Source organism: Pseudomonas sp. NFACC41-3 (assembly GCF_900109505.1).
In the GTDB taxonomy this organism is placed as follows: Bacteria; Pseudomonadota; Gammaproteobacteria; order Pseudomonadales; family Pseudomonadaceae; genus Aquipseudomonas; species Aquipseudomonas chlororaphis.
On record NZ_FOAE01000001.1, the window covers coordinates 207,091 to 221,079 of the forward strand.

A 13,989-nucleotide genomic window follows, 5' to 3' on the forward strand; every position below is an offset into this window, starting at 1 on the left:
AAGGAGTGTCCATGTCTCTGGTCAATGTGCACAACGAGTGGGATCCGCTGGAAGAGATGATCGTCGGCGTCGCCCAGGGCGCACAGGTGCCGCGACCTGATCGCGGGCTGTTCGCCCTGGATTACAGCGAGCAGCACGATTACATCGAGGAGATTCCATCCGGCCCCTATCCGCAGCAGGTCATCGAGGAGGCCAGCGAGGACCTGGACGCCTTTGCCGCCTTTCTGCGTTCCCACGGGGTCATTGTGCGGCGGCCGGACGTCACTGATCATCGCGCGGTATTCGGCACCCCAGCCTGGAAAACCGACGGCGAATACAACTATTGCCCGCGGGATGTGCTGCTGCCCATCGGCCAGACCATCATCGAGGCGCCGATGGCGCTGCGCAGCCGTTACCTGGAACCGTTCGCCTATCGTCGCCACCTGGCCGAATACTTTGCCAGCGGCTCCAACTGGATCTCCGCGCCCAAGCCGCAGCTGCTGGACAGCACCTACCGGATCAACCCCAAGGACGGCTCGATCATTGCCAATGACGAGCCGATCTTCGACGCCGCCAACGTGATCCGCATCGGCGAGGACATCCTCTATCTGGTTTCCCGCAGCGGCAACGAACTGGGCTGCCAGTGGTTGCAGCGGGTGCTGGGCGAGCGTTACCGGGTGCACCCGGTGAGCGGCGTGTACGACGGTACGCACCTGGATACCACCATCACCGTGGTCCGCCCGGGGTTGGTGGTGCTGTGTCCGGAGCGGATCCGCAAGGACCAGGTGCCGGCGCTGTTCAAGAACTGGGACATCATCTGGGCGCCGGAAATGGTCGACACCGGCTATTGCTGGTCCTACCCGCGCGCATCGATCTGGCAGGGCATGAACTTCATCATGGTCAACCCGGCGCTGGCGGTGATCAACGACCAGCAGGTGCCGCTGATTCGCGCCCTGGAGAAACACGGTATCGATGTGGCGCCGCTGAAAATGCGCCATGCCCGCAGCCTCAGTGGCGGCTTCCATTGCGTGTCGGTCGACATTCGTCGCCGCGGCACCCTTGAAGACTATCGTTGAGCGGAGCCTGGGGCATGCAGAATCTGGACTACTACGCCGTCATCCTGTTCGCGATTTCCACCTGCGTAACGCCGGGGCCGAACAACGTGATGCTGATGTCCTCCGGGGTCAACTTCGGCATCAGCCGCACCCTGCGCCACGTCGCGGGCATCAACATCGGCTTTCCACTGATGCTGATCGCGGTGGGGCTCGGCGCCGGCGCGGTATTCCATCGTTATCCCAGCCTGCACGACATCCTGCAGGTGGTCGGTGCCCTGTACATGCTGTACCTGGCCTATCGGATCGCCACCGCGCCCACGGTCGATCTCGACGACCAGGGCGGGCGCCCGCTGGGCTTCACCGGCGCCGCGCTGTTCCAGTGGGTCAACCCCAAGGCCTGGATCATGGCGGTGGGCGCGGTCCTGGCCTACACCACGCCGGTTGGTTCCTACAGTGCGCAGATCCTGCTGATCGCCTTGATCTTCTTTCTCTTCGGCTCGCCCTGTTCGATGGTCTGGGTGTTGTTCGGACGTTATTTGCGGCGCTTTCTCAGCGAGCCGAACCGGCTGCGGCTGTTCAATATTTCAATGAGTGTGTTGTTGGTGGTGTCGTTGATTCCGGCATTAAAAAGCCTGCCGGTCTCAAGTTGGTTGCACGGATGACGGACTGTGCACAGACACAGGGAATTTCCATGGATTGGCATGAAGCTATGAGGATGAGCGTTTAAATGGCTACTTACGTATTAGGGATTTCGGCGTTCTATCACGACAGCGCAGCAGCGCTGGTGAAGGACGGGGTGCCGGTGGCGGCGGCCCAGGAAGAGCGCTTCACGCGGGTGCGGCACGACGCGGCGTTTCCGGCCAATGCCATCAAGTACTGCCTGGACGCCGAGGGTATCGGCCTCGATGAGCTGACCGCGGTGGTCTACTACGAAGACCCGCAGGAAAAGTTCTCGCGGATGATTTCCTCCTTCGCCAGTGGCGGCATCAGCGGCGCGCGCACCTTCATCAGCACCATGCCGGAATGGATCCGCTGGAAGCTCAATGTGCTCAAGTTCATCGACGAGAAGCTCGAGGAACTGGGACGTGGTACCGGCCCGCTCACCATCGCCTCGCAGCACCACCGTTCCCATGCCGCGGCGGCGTTTTTCCCGTCGCCGTTCGAGCAGGCGGCGGTGCTGTGCATCGACGGCATCGGCGAATGGCATTCGACCACGATCTGGAAGGGCGACGGTTCCAAGCTCGACCTGATGAACTCGATTTCCTATCCGCACTCGGTCGGCCTGTTCTACTCGGCGTTCACCTATTACTGCGGCTTCAAGGTCGACTCCGGCGAGTACAAGCTCATGGGCCTGGCACCCTACGGCCGGCCGATCTATGCCGACAAGATCCGCAAGGAACTGATCAACATCCGCGCCGACGGCTCCTTCACCCTGAACATGAAGTACTTCGAGTACCTGCGTGGCGAGCGCATGGTCGGCGAGGCGTTCGAGGAGCTGTTCGGCGGTCCGGTGCGCAAGCCGGAGAGCCCGATCACCCAGCGCGAATGCGACCTGGCGGCCTCGGTACAGCAGGTGACCGAGGAAGTGGTACTGGGGCTGGCCACCGCGGCCGTGCGGCAGACTGGCTACCGCAACCTGTGCCTGGCCGGTGGCGTGGCGCTCAACTGCGTGGCCAACGGGGTGCTCAGCCGTTCCGGACGTTTCGACGCGATCTGGATCCAGCCCGCGGCCGGCGACGCCGGTTGTGCCCTGGGGGCGGCCATGGACTATTCGGTCAAGCGCACCGGGCGTCCGCACCTGGGCAGCAAGAAGCTCGACGCCATGAGCGGCAGCCTGTTGGGGCCGGGCTTTGGCGATGAAGAGATCCAGGCGTTTCTCGACGCCAACCAGTATCCATACCGGCGCTTCGAGGGTGCCGAGCTGTATGACGAAACCGCGCGGCACCTGGCCGATGGCGCCGTGGTCGGCTGGTTCCAGGGACGCATGGAGTTCGGCCCGCGAGCCCTGGGCGCGCGCTCGATCCTCGGCGATCCACGCAATCCCGAGATGCAGCGCACCATGAACCTGAAGATCAAGTACCGCGAATCCTTCCGGCCCTTTGCCCCGGCGGTGCTGGACGAGGACGCCCAGGTCTACTTCGACATCTGCGAGAAGAGCCCGTACATGTTGATGGTTTCGCAGGTCACCGACTCGATCAAGACCGAGGAATCGCGCAAGCCGGGCGGCCCCGAGCGTGGCCTGGGCAGCATCAATTCGATCCGCTCGCAGTTGCCGGCGGTGACCCACGTCGACCTGTCGGCACGGGTGCAGACGGTGACCGAAGAAAACAACGCGCCGTTCACCCATCTGCTGCGCAGTTTCAAGAAGCGCACCGGCTGCTCGGTGCTGGTCAACACCTCGTTCAACGTGCGCGGCGAGCCGATCGTGTGCAAGCCGGAAGAAGCCTACGCCTGCTTCATGCGCACCGAGATGGATGTGCTGGTACTGGGCAACTTCATTCTCGACCGCACGACCCAGCCGGAGTTCGTCGAAGAGGTCGACTGGCGCAACGAGATCCCGCTGGACTGATCGCTCACTCACTTTTTATTCAGGAGACAAGGCCATGCTCAGGTTGCTTTCGTTGTTGATGTTCGCTGTGGTGTTGCTACCGATCGGCTGGGCGCGCCGGATATTCAATTCCTCGCGCTTCAGCCAGCGTTTCCATCAAGGCTCGACGGCGTGGGACCACCCGGAAAACACCCGTTAGGCCGCATAACTGCAAGGGCTCGGATCCATGTCAACGGTCATCTACAAGAACTTGAATGCCTCACCGATTCTCGCCGTCAATGGCGCTGGGGTCTGGCTTGAGGATGCCTCGGGCAAACGCTACCTCGACACGTGTGGCGGGGTGGCCGTTTCCAGCCTGGGACATGGACACCCACGGATCGCCGCGGCCATCGAGCAGCAGGCGAAAAAGCTCAGTTGGGCCCATGCCGGCAGCTTCACCACAGCCGCTGCCGAGGAATTGGCGGACCTGCTGGTGGGGGCCTCCGGCGGGTTGGCCAAGGCGCAGTTTCTCTCCGGCGGCTCCGAGGTCATGGAGCTGGCGATGAAAATTGCCTACCAGTATCAGTGCGAGCGCGGGCTGCCGGGCAAGTCGATCTTTATCTCGCGGCAGCAGAGCTACCACGGCAGCACCCTGGGGACCCTGTCGATTTCCGGCAACCTGCAGCGTCGCGGAGTATTCGAGCCGTTGCTGGGGGCCGCCGAATTCGTCTCACCCTGTTATGCCTATCGCCATCAGGGCGCCGATGAAAGTGACGAGCAGTACGGGACGCGGCTGGCGCTGGAACTGGACGAAAAAATCCGGGCACTGGGCAGCGACAGGGTCGCGGCGTTTTTCGCCGAGACCGTGGTCGGCTCCACCAACGGCGCGGTGCCGCCGGTGCCGGGTTACTTCCGCAAGATCAAGGCGGTGTGCGAGCGCCACGACGTGCTGCTGATCCTCGACGAGGTGATGGCCGGCATGGGCCGTACCGGCAGGTTCTTCGCCTACGAAGACGACGGCATCGTGCCGGACATGGTCGCGGTCGGCAAAGGCCTGGCGGCCGGTTACCAGCCGATCTCGGCGTTGCTGGTCAGCAGCCAGGTGCATGAGGCCATGGCGGGCAACTCCGGGGTGCTGGGCAACGGCCAGACTCACGTCAACCATCCGCTGGCCTGCGCCGTTGCGCTGGAGGTGCAGCGGGTCATCGAGGACGAGAACCTGCTGCAGGCCGTGCGCCTGCGCGGCGAGCAACTGCGCCACGGCCTGCGCGAGTGCCTGGCGCGCTTCGAGCATGTCGGCGATGTGCGCGGGCGCGGGCTGTTCGTCGGCGTGGAGTTCGTTCAGGACCGCGACACCCGTGAGCCCTATCGCGGTGGTGGCCGTTACGCCGCGAGTCTCAAGACGCAGGCGCTGGAACAGGGGCTGCTGATTTATCCGGGCAGCGGAACCGCCGACGGTGTTCACGGTAACCACGTGCTGTTCGCGCCGCCGTTCATCTCCAGCGAAGCGGAAATCGCCGAAATGGTCGAGCGCTTCACGGCGGTGGTCGAGGCCTGCCAGCAGGGTTAGCGGGAGGGCGGACCGGGGGTGTTTTCGAAATGTACCAACAGCCAATAGTGGAAAAGACTATGCAGACCATCGAACCATGCAAGGACAAAGTTCTATTGTCGGTGTGCACCATGGACTGGTGCGATCACGGCGTTGAATTCGCCAAGACGGTTTTTTCCAACCTGGAAGTGTTCTGTTGGGACCCGGGCGACCCCTATCCGTATCACCTGGAAGATTGGGAAGGCGACTGGATCATTTCCTATCGTGGCGACTTCATCTTTCCGCCGAGCATCTATCAGCGGGCCCGCAAGGGCGCGATCAACCTGCACCCGGCGCCGCCCAAGTACCGCGGCCTGGGCAGCCAGCACTACGCGATCTACTACCAGGACGAAACCTACGGTTCGACCTGCCATCACCTGGCGCCCTCGGTGGACAGCGGCGACATCATCCATGTCGCGCGTTTCAACATCGCCCCGGCGGAAACCGCGTCTTCGCTGCGCCTGCATGTCGGCGCCTATTGCCTGCAGCAGTTCATCCACCTGTTGACCGACTACATCCTGCAAGGCCGTCCGCTGCCGGTGTCGCCCGAGCGCTGGGGCGAGCGGCTGTACAAACAATCTGAACTCAAACCCTGGATGGAAAAGATCCGGGCCGAAGAACCCGATCATCGCTGCTTCAAGTAGCGAGGAGGGATGCCGGCCCGCGCGGGGCGGCATCCCGGTTGGTAAACCCTGCTCCCGCGACTTCTACGAGAGACCGTCAAATGTTTGATTTATCGAGCTTTGGTGCTGCTATGGCCGTTTATGTCATCGGAACCGCCAGCCCTGGCCCGGGTAACCTGGCGATTGCCAACACCTCGCTCAGCTACGGGCGTACCCCGGGGCTGGCGTTGGCGGCCGGGGTCATTTCCGGTTCGTTGTGCTGGGGCGCGATGACGGCCGCGGGCGTCTCGGCCTTGCTGATGTCCAACACCCAGGTCCTGGTCTGGCTGAAGATCCTCGGCGCCTGCTATCTGTTGTGGCTGGCCTACAAATCCATCCGCGGGGCCCTGAGCTCGAGCGCGGTCAACCTCAACCGCGCCCGGGCCAAACAGAGCCGCACGCTGGGGTTCTACCTGCAAGGGCTGGGCATCCACTTGACCAATCCCAAGGCGGCCCTGACCTGGTTCACCGTGACCACCGTCGGCCTCAGCGCCACGGCGCCATCCTGGGCCAGCTTCGTGCTGGTGGGCAGCTGTGCGGTCGCCGGTTTCGTGATTTTCTGCGCCTATGCCCTGGCCTTTTCCGCGCGTTCGGCGGAGCCGTTTTTCGTCCGCACGCGCAAAGCTTTCGGCCTGGTCTGCGGCGCGTTCTACGCGATGGTCGCCGCGGGCTTCATCGGGTCCTTGCTGTAAGCGTGGATAAGCCTCGCCCGTGGGTATCGCCGGGGCGAAAACAATGACTCAGGGCTCTGTTCGGAGCATGTACTTCTCAGGATGACTGTATGCCGTTGTCGATCGACTTGTTGTTGGCTTTCGCCTTGTTTGCCTTTGTCACCTCGGTAACCCCCGGACCGAACAACACCATGCTGCTGGCCTCGGGCGTGAATTTCGGATTCCGCCGCACGGTGCCGCATATCCTCGGGATCAGTTCGGGGTTCCTGGTGCTGGTGCTGGCCGTCGGCCTGGGCCTGGGCGCGGTGTTCGAGGCCTACCCGGTGCTGTACAAGGTGCTGCGCTACGTCGGTGCGGCCTATCTGCTGTACCTGGCCTGGAACATCGCCCGTTCCGGGCCGGTGTCCCAGGAAGTCGACGGCAAGGGCCGGCCGCTGGGGTTCTGGGGCGCCGCAGCGTTCCAGTGGGTCAACCCCAAGGCCTGGGTCATGGCGCTGGGGGCCATCAGCACCTACACGCCGTTGCAGGGTTACTTTTTCAACGTGGTAGTGATCGCCAGCCTGTTTGCCTTGATCAACGCGCCGAGCGTCGGGGTCTGGGCCGGGTTCGGCAGCGTGCTGCGCAATGTCCTGCGCGACCCGCGCTGGCTGCGCCTGTTCAACTACGGCATGGCGTTGCTGCTGGTGATTTCGCTGTTCCCGCTGCTGCAAGCCTGAGGGGCTTTCGCAGGGCGTTATGCCGCCACCCGCCGCCACCGGCGCGTGGCGGTTTTTTTTGCCTGCTTATTGCCCTGGGGCAACCGCCGCCACGCCGGGTTCGTGGCGAGTCAGGCGGCACCATTTGTGCCAGGTGAATTGCAGTTGCAGCAGCGCCGCCCTGGCCATTTCCAGATCCTGTTCCGGCAGTTGCGGCGCCTGTTCCAGGGCCTTGAGCAGGGCGACGGTCGGGGCGTCCAGTCGATCGCTACGGCGTGGCGTCGGTCCGCCTGACTTGAGCAGCGTGGCGATGCTTTGCAGGTAGTGCCCGCGTTCCACGGCCAGGGCGCCGGTCGCCGCGCCCAGGCTGGCGCGCAGTTGCAGCAGTTCGTCGCCCAGGTCGAGCCCGAGCAGGCCGTTGTCCCAGTGCTGGCGGCGTTCCTGGGGCAGGCTTTCGGAGTAGCGCGCCAGGCGGATCAAGCGGTCGGCCATGCGCCCGCCGAACCAGCTCTCGGCTTGCTCCAGCGGGCGCGAGGTGAGTTGCGCCAGGTCGAACAGCGAGGCGCGGAACATCCGCCGATAGTGATGTTCGCCGGGGTTGAGGCTGACCAGGCGGAACACCAGGACCGCGATGCCGACACCAACCAGGGTGGCCATGGCCTTGTTGAGGAAGTTGGCCAGGTCGTAGGTCATCAGGTTGCTGGGGCCGACGTTGTTGATGAAAAAGATGCAGAACGCCGAGGCGATCGGCGCCATCCGCGGCTTGCTCATGCACAGCGAGGCGCAAAACAGCGGCACCCCCAGGCCCATGCACAGCAACGGGAAACCGTCCCAGCCAGGCAGCAATCCCAGGCCGACGAAGCCGGCGACCGGCACCGACAGGGCGATGCCCTTGAGAAAGTTGAGGCTGGAGGCGGAAGGGTTTTCCCGGCCGGCGAACAGGCTCAGCACCACCCCGCAGATCGATACCGCGCCCAGGCCGGAAGGCCAGGCCGAGATTACCCAGAAGCCGGCCACGGCGAGAAATGCCAGGGCGCTGCGCAGGCCGCCAAGGATGCCTTGCTCGATATCGCGGTGCCAGGACAGGGCGCCAGGCGCGCCATGGGGCACTCGGGCTTGCTCGACGGCCTGCAGGGTTTGCGCGCTGCGTTCGAGCAGCACCGGCACTTGTGCCAGTTGCATCAGGCACAGATGCGTGTCCTGCGACAGGCTGCGGTCCTGCAGCGCCTCTTGAAGGCTTGCCGACAGTTGGGCGATGTCTTGCTCGTGGCTGTGCTCCAGGGCCGTGGCCAGCTGTTCGATCAGGGGAGCCACGCTGGCATTCGCCGTGCTGTCGAGCATCAGCCGCTGACGGGCCACGCCACGGGCCGCACGCAGCAGGCTCAGCAAGTCGCGGCTGAGGACGCGCAGAGCTTGGGAACGTCGACGGCCCTGAGGGCCTTCGAACCAGGCGTGATCGCGCTGGGCATCGACCGCCACCAGCTTGCCGAGGGCTTCCAGCAACCCCTTGCGCTGGTCCTGGCCGATCAGTTCGGAGGCCGCGGCGCGCATGCCGGCTTGCCACGCGAGCTTGCCCTGGGTGGCCAGCGCCTGTTCGACCCGGCGCGGCCAGAGCACGGTGCTGGCGATCGCCGCGCAGATGATCCCCAGGCTGATTTCCGAACAGCGGGCCACGGCCTGGTCGAACACCAGCAGCGGATGTGTGGTGGCGGGCAGGGCGACGATCGCCGCGGTGTAGCCGGCCAGCACGAAGCCGTAGGAGGCGTGATTGCGCAGCAGCGAGGCACCGGTGGTGCAGAAGGCCAGCCACAGCGCCATCGCCAGCAGAAACAGCAGGGGCGCCTGGCCGAACAGGCCGATCAGCACGATCGAGGCCACGGCCCCGCTAAAGGTGCCGAGCAGGCGGAAGGCACCCTTGGCCAGGACCATGCCGCTGCTGGGCTGGCTGACGATGAATACCGTGGTCAGGGCCCATTGCGGCTGCTCAAGGTTGAAGCGAAAGGCCAGGTACAAGGCAATGACGCCGGCGATCATGTTCCTGATGGCGAACAGCAGGTCATTGCGGCTGGGAGCCAGGACGGCCAACCAGAAATCGGGGATTCGCAGGGCGAGGCTTTTCATTGGTAAGGCACATAGATAGCTAGCTAATGATTAGCATCGTATCTACTTGCCTGGGAAATTCCAATGAGGATTTTTCCGGGGCCGGAGAAGGTACAGGTGGTGAGAGGAGGGGCGAAGAAAAGGGCCCTGCGCGGATGGCAGGGCCCTGGAGGAATCACTCGGCGATTTGCAGCTTGCGCGATTCGGTGTAGACGTAGCGGACTTTCTCGTATTCGAACGGCGAGTCCAGCTGGCCATAGCGGAAGCTGGTCTGATAGCGCTTGTCGATAGCGCGCAGGACCCAGAGTTCCGGGTGATTCGAGCTGACCTCGGACACGTTGAGGAAGTTGATCGCCGACTCGGTGGTGTAATCCACGGCCAATCCGGCGGTATCGCGAAGGTTCGAGGGCCCGAGTATCGGCAGGACGAAATAGGCGCCGCCCGGCACGCCGTAGAAGCCCAGGGTCTGGCCGAAGTCTTCGCTCTGGCGTGGCAGGCCCATGCGGGTGGCGGGGTCCCAGAGACCGCCGATACCGAGGGTGGTGTTGACCAGCAGGCGGGCGGTGGTGTTCAGCGAGCGCTGGCCCTTGAACTGCAGCAAGCTGTTGACCAGGTTCGGCACGTCGCCCAGGTTGTTGAAGAAGTTGCTCACACCGGTGCGCAGGAAGTTCGGGGTGATGTAGCGGTAACCGTCGACCACCGGCAGGAACACCCACTGATCGAAGCGGTAGTTGAAGTGGTATACCCGGCGGTTCCACGACTCCAGCGGGTCGTAGACGTTCAGCGCGTTGAGGGTCGAGCGCTCGAACTCGCGCTGGTCCAGGCCCGGGTTGAACTTGAGTTGCTTGAGCGGTTGGGTGAAGCCGTCGCCGTCTGCGACCACGGGTGTCGCGGTCTGGCCGTCGTCGGCATTGGCATAGCCTGCGCAGAACAACGCAGCGATGAGCAGGAGATGTTTAGCCACGGAAGAACTCCAGCATGGCGTCGCTGTTGACGCGGTAGTTGAGGTTGCCGCAATGGCCGCCATGGGGGTAGACCGTCAGCCGGTCGCCAAAGGTCTTGCGCAGGAACCCCAGGTCGCCCGGGCCGAGGATCACGTCGTCGGCGTTGTGCATCACGGCGATTTTCGGGCTGTCCTGCAGGTAATCCTTGAGTGCGTACAGGCTCACCTGGTCGATCAGTTGCAGCACGCTGCCACCGTCGGTGCGGGCGCGCCACATCGGAATCACCTGCTCGGTGAGGTAGCAGTCGAAGTCGCATTGCAGGGCACGCTTGAGGAACGGCGTGAGGTTGGTGCCTTCGCTGATCGGGTACTTGGGCGGGGTGATCAGGCCGCGGCGGTTGATCAGGTCCGAGGTGAACGCGATGTCGGCGGCGGAGAAGCGGAACGAGGTGCCGATCAGCATCGCCATCTGCTCGTTGCTCAGGTGCTGCTTGGACTGCTGGAAGTCGTAGAGCAGGGCATCGTTGAGGTCGATGTAGCCCTTCTGCTGGAAGTAGCGGGTCAGCTTGTTCAGTACCAGCTCGTAGAAGGTGGTGGTGTTATTGATACCCTTGACCTCGGTTTGCACCAGCTTGTCGAGGTTGGTGATGGAGGTATAGAGGTTGACCGGCGGGTTGAGCAGCAGGACTTTCTTGAAGTTGAAGCTGCGTCGGGTTTCGTCCAGCTTGCTGACGAAGGCCGCATCCAGGGCGCCGAGGCTGTAGCCGGTGAGGTAGAAGTCGGTGACCGGCAGTTTCGGGTTCTGCGCGCGCACCGCCTGCATCACGCGGTATAGGTCTTCGGCGTCTTCCTTGGTCACACCGGGGGTGGCGAACCGCGAGGCGGCGCTGATGAAGTCGAAGCTGGTGGGCGAGGACAGCTGCACCACGTGGTAGCCGGCCTGGTAATAGAGCTTCTTCAGGTATTCGTTGAGGCTGCTGTCATAGCGCGCGCCGGTGCCGGCGATGAGGAAGATCAGCGGCGCGGCATGGTCCTGCTCGGCGATGCGGTAGGTGAGCTTCTTCACGGCCCAGAAGTTGTCCGGCAGGATGAACTCGCGCTCGGGGCGCAAGGTCAGGCTGCGGTCCGCCTGATTGATGTCGTCGTCACTCGGCAGCTTCGGACGCAGGTCCGGCGGAGTGGTGGCAATGGTCGCCTCGAACGGATTGGTCAAGGGGTAGCCATAGCTGGCGGCATCGATGTCGACCGCGAGCGCGGACGCACTCGAAATAAGGCCGCCAAACAGGGCAGCGAAGCGCAAGGAACGGAGCATGACTAAATCCCTGTAGAGGAAGGTGCCGGGTGAAGTTCGCAGGCTATGACCACCGGGTTGCTGCCGAAGTGCCATGGCACGGCACAAAAAACGATCAAGGCAGGGCAAAGCCGGATCGGCGGTAATAGTTGCCAGACGATACACTTTGCCGCTGTTTGCTCAACAGTTATCTATGTAACAAGCTTGCTTACCGGCCTCGGGCGATTATGCTGGGCGCCGTTTTCGCTTATCGGAGTGCTTCATGTCCCGCCGTCTTCCCCTGATTCTGCTGCTTGTTGTCCTGCCGTTGTGGCTGGCCGCCAGTTATGGCGTGCGCTATGGCTTCATGGAGGATGCTCGATGGGTCGGCGTCTGTGTCGACGAGGCCAGCCGCTGGGAGTGCCAGGCGCGTTCCAGCCTGGGGTTGCTGATCCACTTCAAGGTCATGGGCTGGGCGGCGCTGGCGGCGTCCCTGATCGCCTTTGTGGTGCCGGGCCGTTCCGGCTGGGGCCTGGCGGTGCTGGCGCTGCTGTTCGGCTTCCCGGCGCTGGCGCTCTACAACACCAGCCTGGCGGTGTTTGCCATCGTGATCGGTGCCTTGCGACTGGTAAGGGCGCCTCGCGCGGTGGCGTGAGGCGAATCGCCGGTAATAAAAAAGGGATGACCATGGTCATCCCTTTTTTCTGTCAGGCTTTGCGAGCCCGCAAGCTGCGCCACAGGGCGGCGACCATCAGCACGCTGACCAGGGCCCAGCCCCAGGCCTGTTGGTTTTCCAGGCCTTCGCGATACAGCTGGGGGGCGATGCCGGCGCCGACGATAAAGGTCAGCAGGGCGATTTCGCGACGCGGCACCCGCACCGGGCGGCACAGGTAGACCAGGGCCGGCAGGAGCAGGGCGGCGCTGGGGAAGCTGCGATAACGCGGCTCGAACACCAGCTCCAGCATCATCACCGCGGCGGCGAAACCGGCGGCGGCGAGCAGCCAGCCGGCACGTTTTTCCAGGCCGTTGAAAGCGTGCTGGCGCCAGCCGGCGCGGGTGCTCAGGCTCAGTGCCGCGTGGGCCAGTACCAGCAGGTTCAGGGCCAGTAGCAGGCTCGCCCAGAACCATTCCCCGGCAAAGCGGCTGGTGACCCGTGCCAGCTCGCCCCAGGCGCCGATGGAGCAGGCGGCCAGGGCGCCGAGCAGTGGCAGGGTAAGCGCCGCGCGGGTACCGCGGACCCGGCCACCGAGGATCAGCGTGGCAACGAAGATCGCCCCGCCCACGCCCAGCCACAATGGCCAGTAAGGCAGGTTCGACACCGGCCCGGCGAGTACGCCCTTGTCCTGGCGATCGGCATCGAACAGCCCCCAGTAACCGCCGACCGCACCTTCGCTGGCGCGCTTCCACGGCTGGTCGAAGGCTTCGATCAGGTTGTAATGCCAGCCATTCTGTTCGGCCATGACCACAAAACCACGGATGAACTTGGCCTCGTTGACCCGGCTCGGCAGGGCGGTTTCACGCTGGCGGCCTTCGCTGGGCCAGCCGGTCTCGCCAATCATCACGTCCTTGGGCGCGAACTTGTTGCCGAACACCTGGCGCACCTGCGCCACATGGTTCAGCGCGGCATCGATGTTGGACGGATCGTCTTCCCAGTAGGGCAGCAGGTGGATGGTCAGGAAGTCCACCGCCGGCGCGATTTCCGGGTGCTTGAGCCAGAACTCCCAGACGTCTGCGTAAGTGACCGGCTGCTTGACGTGAGCCTTGACCTTGTTGATCAGCCTGGCCAGTTGCGGGCCGGTGACTTCCTTGCGCAGCAGGGCTTCGTTGCCGACGATCACCGAGCTCACCACGTCCGGATTGGCATTGGCCGAGGCGATCAGCAGGTCGACCTCTTTTTCGGTGTCCACCGGATTGCTGTTGACCCAGGCGCCGATCATCAGCTTCAGGCCGTGCTTGCGCGCCAGGTCCGGCAGGGCTTCGAGGCCGGTCATGGAGTAGGTGCGGATGCACTCGAAGCGGGTCGCCAGCAGCGCCAGGTCGGCGTCCATGCGCTCCGGACGCAACTTGAACGGCTGGTCGAAGGGCGACTGGTCCTTGTCGAACGGGGTGTAGGACGCGCATTGCAGCTTATGGCTGGCGCTGGCGACATCCGGCAGCACCACCGGCTGGCCGAGGCCGTACCAGAAACCGCAGAGCGCGAAGACTCCCAGCAGGCAGGCGAATAGATAGGGCAGGAGCGGGAAGCGGGCAATCGAGGGCATGGTCAGGCCGTCAGGAAACAAAGCCGGGCATCTTACCCGGATTTGCCGCTGCCCAGGTGGCCTGCATGATTTTGACATGCAAAGTTCGGGCGGGATTGGGCGACTGTTTTGGGCATGCCCTGATTACTGGCGAACTGGTGTCGTTGCTGAATGTCTTGAGGTCGCAGTCAGAGCAGGTCGCCTTTGGCGTCAGGTTGATGATCGACGCGTCAGGGCTCTCATAGGGCAATCGCGCTGA

At 63.8% G+C, this 13,989-nt stretch carries 13 protein-coding genes; 9 read left to right on the top strand and 4 right to left on the bottom strand.

Annotated elements, in window-relative coordinates; genetic code table 11:
• The first annotated feature begins 11 nt into the window (after positions 1 to 11).
• The 8 genes from BMY68_RS00935 (at position 12) to BMY68_RS00965 (ending at position 7,198) form a co-directional block, all read left to right on the top strand.
• Entirely contained in the window at positions 12 to 1,055 is a 1,044-nt protein-coding gene (locus tag BMY68_RS00935) for an inosamine-phosphate amidinotransferase (protein ID WP_007931460.1), read from the top strand.
• Positions 1,056 to 1,069: 14 nt separating this feature from the next.
• A complete protein-coding gene (locus BMY68_RS00940) occupies positions 1,070 to 1,696 on the top strand; it encodes a LysE family translocator (RefSeq protein WP_007931461.1) in 627 nt (208 codons plus the stop codon).
• 65 nt (positions 1,697 to 1,761) lie between these two features.
• The gene (locus BMY68_RS00945) at positions 1,762 to 3,603 is read left to right on the top strand and encodes a carbamoyltransferase family protein (protein WP_085530187.1); all 1,842 of its coding nucleotides are present in this window, start codon (positions 1,762 to 1,764) and stop codon (positions 3,601 to 3,603) included.
• A gap of 34 nt (positions 3,604 to 3,637) precedes the next feature.
• Positions 3,638 to 3,781: a hypothetical protein gene (locus BMY68_RS29785; protein ID WP_007931463.1), complete on the top strand. Its 144-nt coding sequence runs from the start codon at positions 3,638 to 3,640 to the stop codon at positions 3,779 to 3,781.
• A 27-nt stretch (positions 3,782 to 3,808) separates the two neighbouring features.
• The gene (locus BMY68_RS00950; RefSeq protein WP_085530188.1) at positions 3,809 to 5,131 is read left to right on the top strand and encodes an aspartate aminotransferase family protein; all 1,323 of its coding nucleotides are present in this window, start codon (positions 3,809 to 3,811) and stop codon (positions 5,129 to 5,131) included.
• 59 nt (positions 5,132 to 5,190) lie between these two features.
• Complete coding sequence (locus BMY68_RS00955) at positions 5,191 to 5,793, top strand: formyltransferase family protein (RefSeq protein ID WP_007931465.1); 603 nt, start codon at positions 5,191 to 5,193, stop codon at positions 5,791 to 5,793.
• Positions 5,794 to 5,873: 80 nt separating this feature from the next.
• Complete coding sequence (locus BMY68_RS00960) at positions 5,874 to 6,503, top strand: LysE family translocator (RefSeq protein ID WP_007931466.1); 630 nt, start codon at positions 5,874 to 5,876, stop codon at positions 6,501 to 6,503.
• 89 nt (positions 6,504 to 6,592) lie between these two features.
• Positions 6,593 to 7,198: a LysE family translocator gene (locus tag BMY68_RS00965; RefSeq protein WP_009042782.1), complete on the top strand. Its 606-nt coding sequence runs from the start codon at positions 6,593 to 6,595 to the stop codon at positions 7,196 to 7,198.
• A 66-nt stretch (positions 7,199 to 7,264) separates the two neighbouring features.
• Here BMY68_RS00965 and BMY68_RS00970 read toward each other — a convergent pair whose 3' ends face one another.
• From BMY68_RS00970 to BMY68_RS00980, 3 genes are all read right to left on the bottom strand, one after another.
• Complete coding sequence (locus tag BMY68_RS00970) at positions 7,265 to 9,298, bottom strand: FUSC family protein (protein ID WP_085530189.1); 2,034 nt, start codon at positions 9,296 to 9,298, stop codon at positions 7,265 to 7,267.
• A gap of 154 nt (positions 9,299 to 9,452) precedes the next feature.
• The gene (locus BMY68_RS00975) at positions 9,453 to 10,241 is read right to left on the bottom strand and encodes an MlaA family lipoprotein (RefSeq protein ID WP_085530190.1); all 789 of its coding nucleotides are present in this window, start codon (positions 10,239 to 10,241) and stop codon (positions 9,453 to 9,455) included.
• On the bottom strand, positions 10,234 to 11,532 hold the full coding sequence (locus tag BMY68_RS00980; RefSeq protein WP_007931472.1) for a hypothetical protein: 1,299 nt from the start codon (positions 11,530 to 11,532) through the stop codon (positions 10,234 to 10,236). The genes BMY68_RS00975 and BMY68_RS00980 overlap by 8 nt, the downstream gene beginning before the upstream one ends.
• Before the next feature lie 241 nt (positions 11,533 to 11,773).
• On the opposite strand from BMY68_RS00980, the gene BMY68_RS00985 reads away from it, so the two are divergent.
• Complete coding sequence (locus BMY68_RS00985) at positions 11,774 to 12,145, top strand: hypothetical protein (protein WP_009042785.1); 372 nt, start codon at positions 11,774 to 11,776, stop codon at positions 12,143 to 12,145.
• A 52-nt stretch (positions 12,146 to 12,197) separates the two neighbouring features.
• On the opposite strand, the gene BMY68_RS00990 is transcribed toward BMY68_RS00985, so the two are convergent.
• A complete protein-coding gene (locus BMY68_RS00990; RefSeq protein WP_085530504.1) occupies positions 12,198 to 13,751 on the bottom strand; it encodes a glycoside hydrolase family 17 protein in 1,554 nt (517 codons plus the stop codon).
• Positions 13,752 to 13,989: the final 238 nt, after the last annotated feature.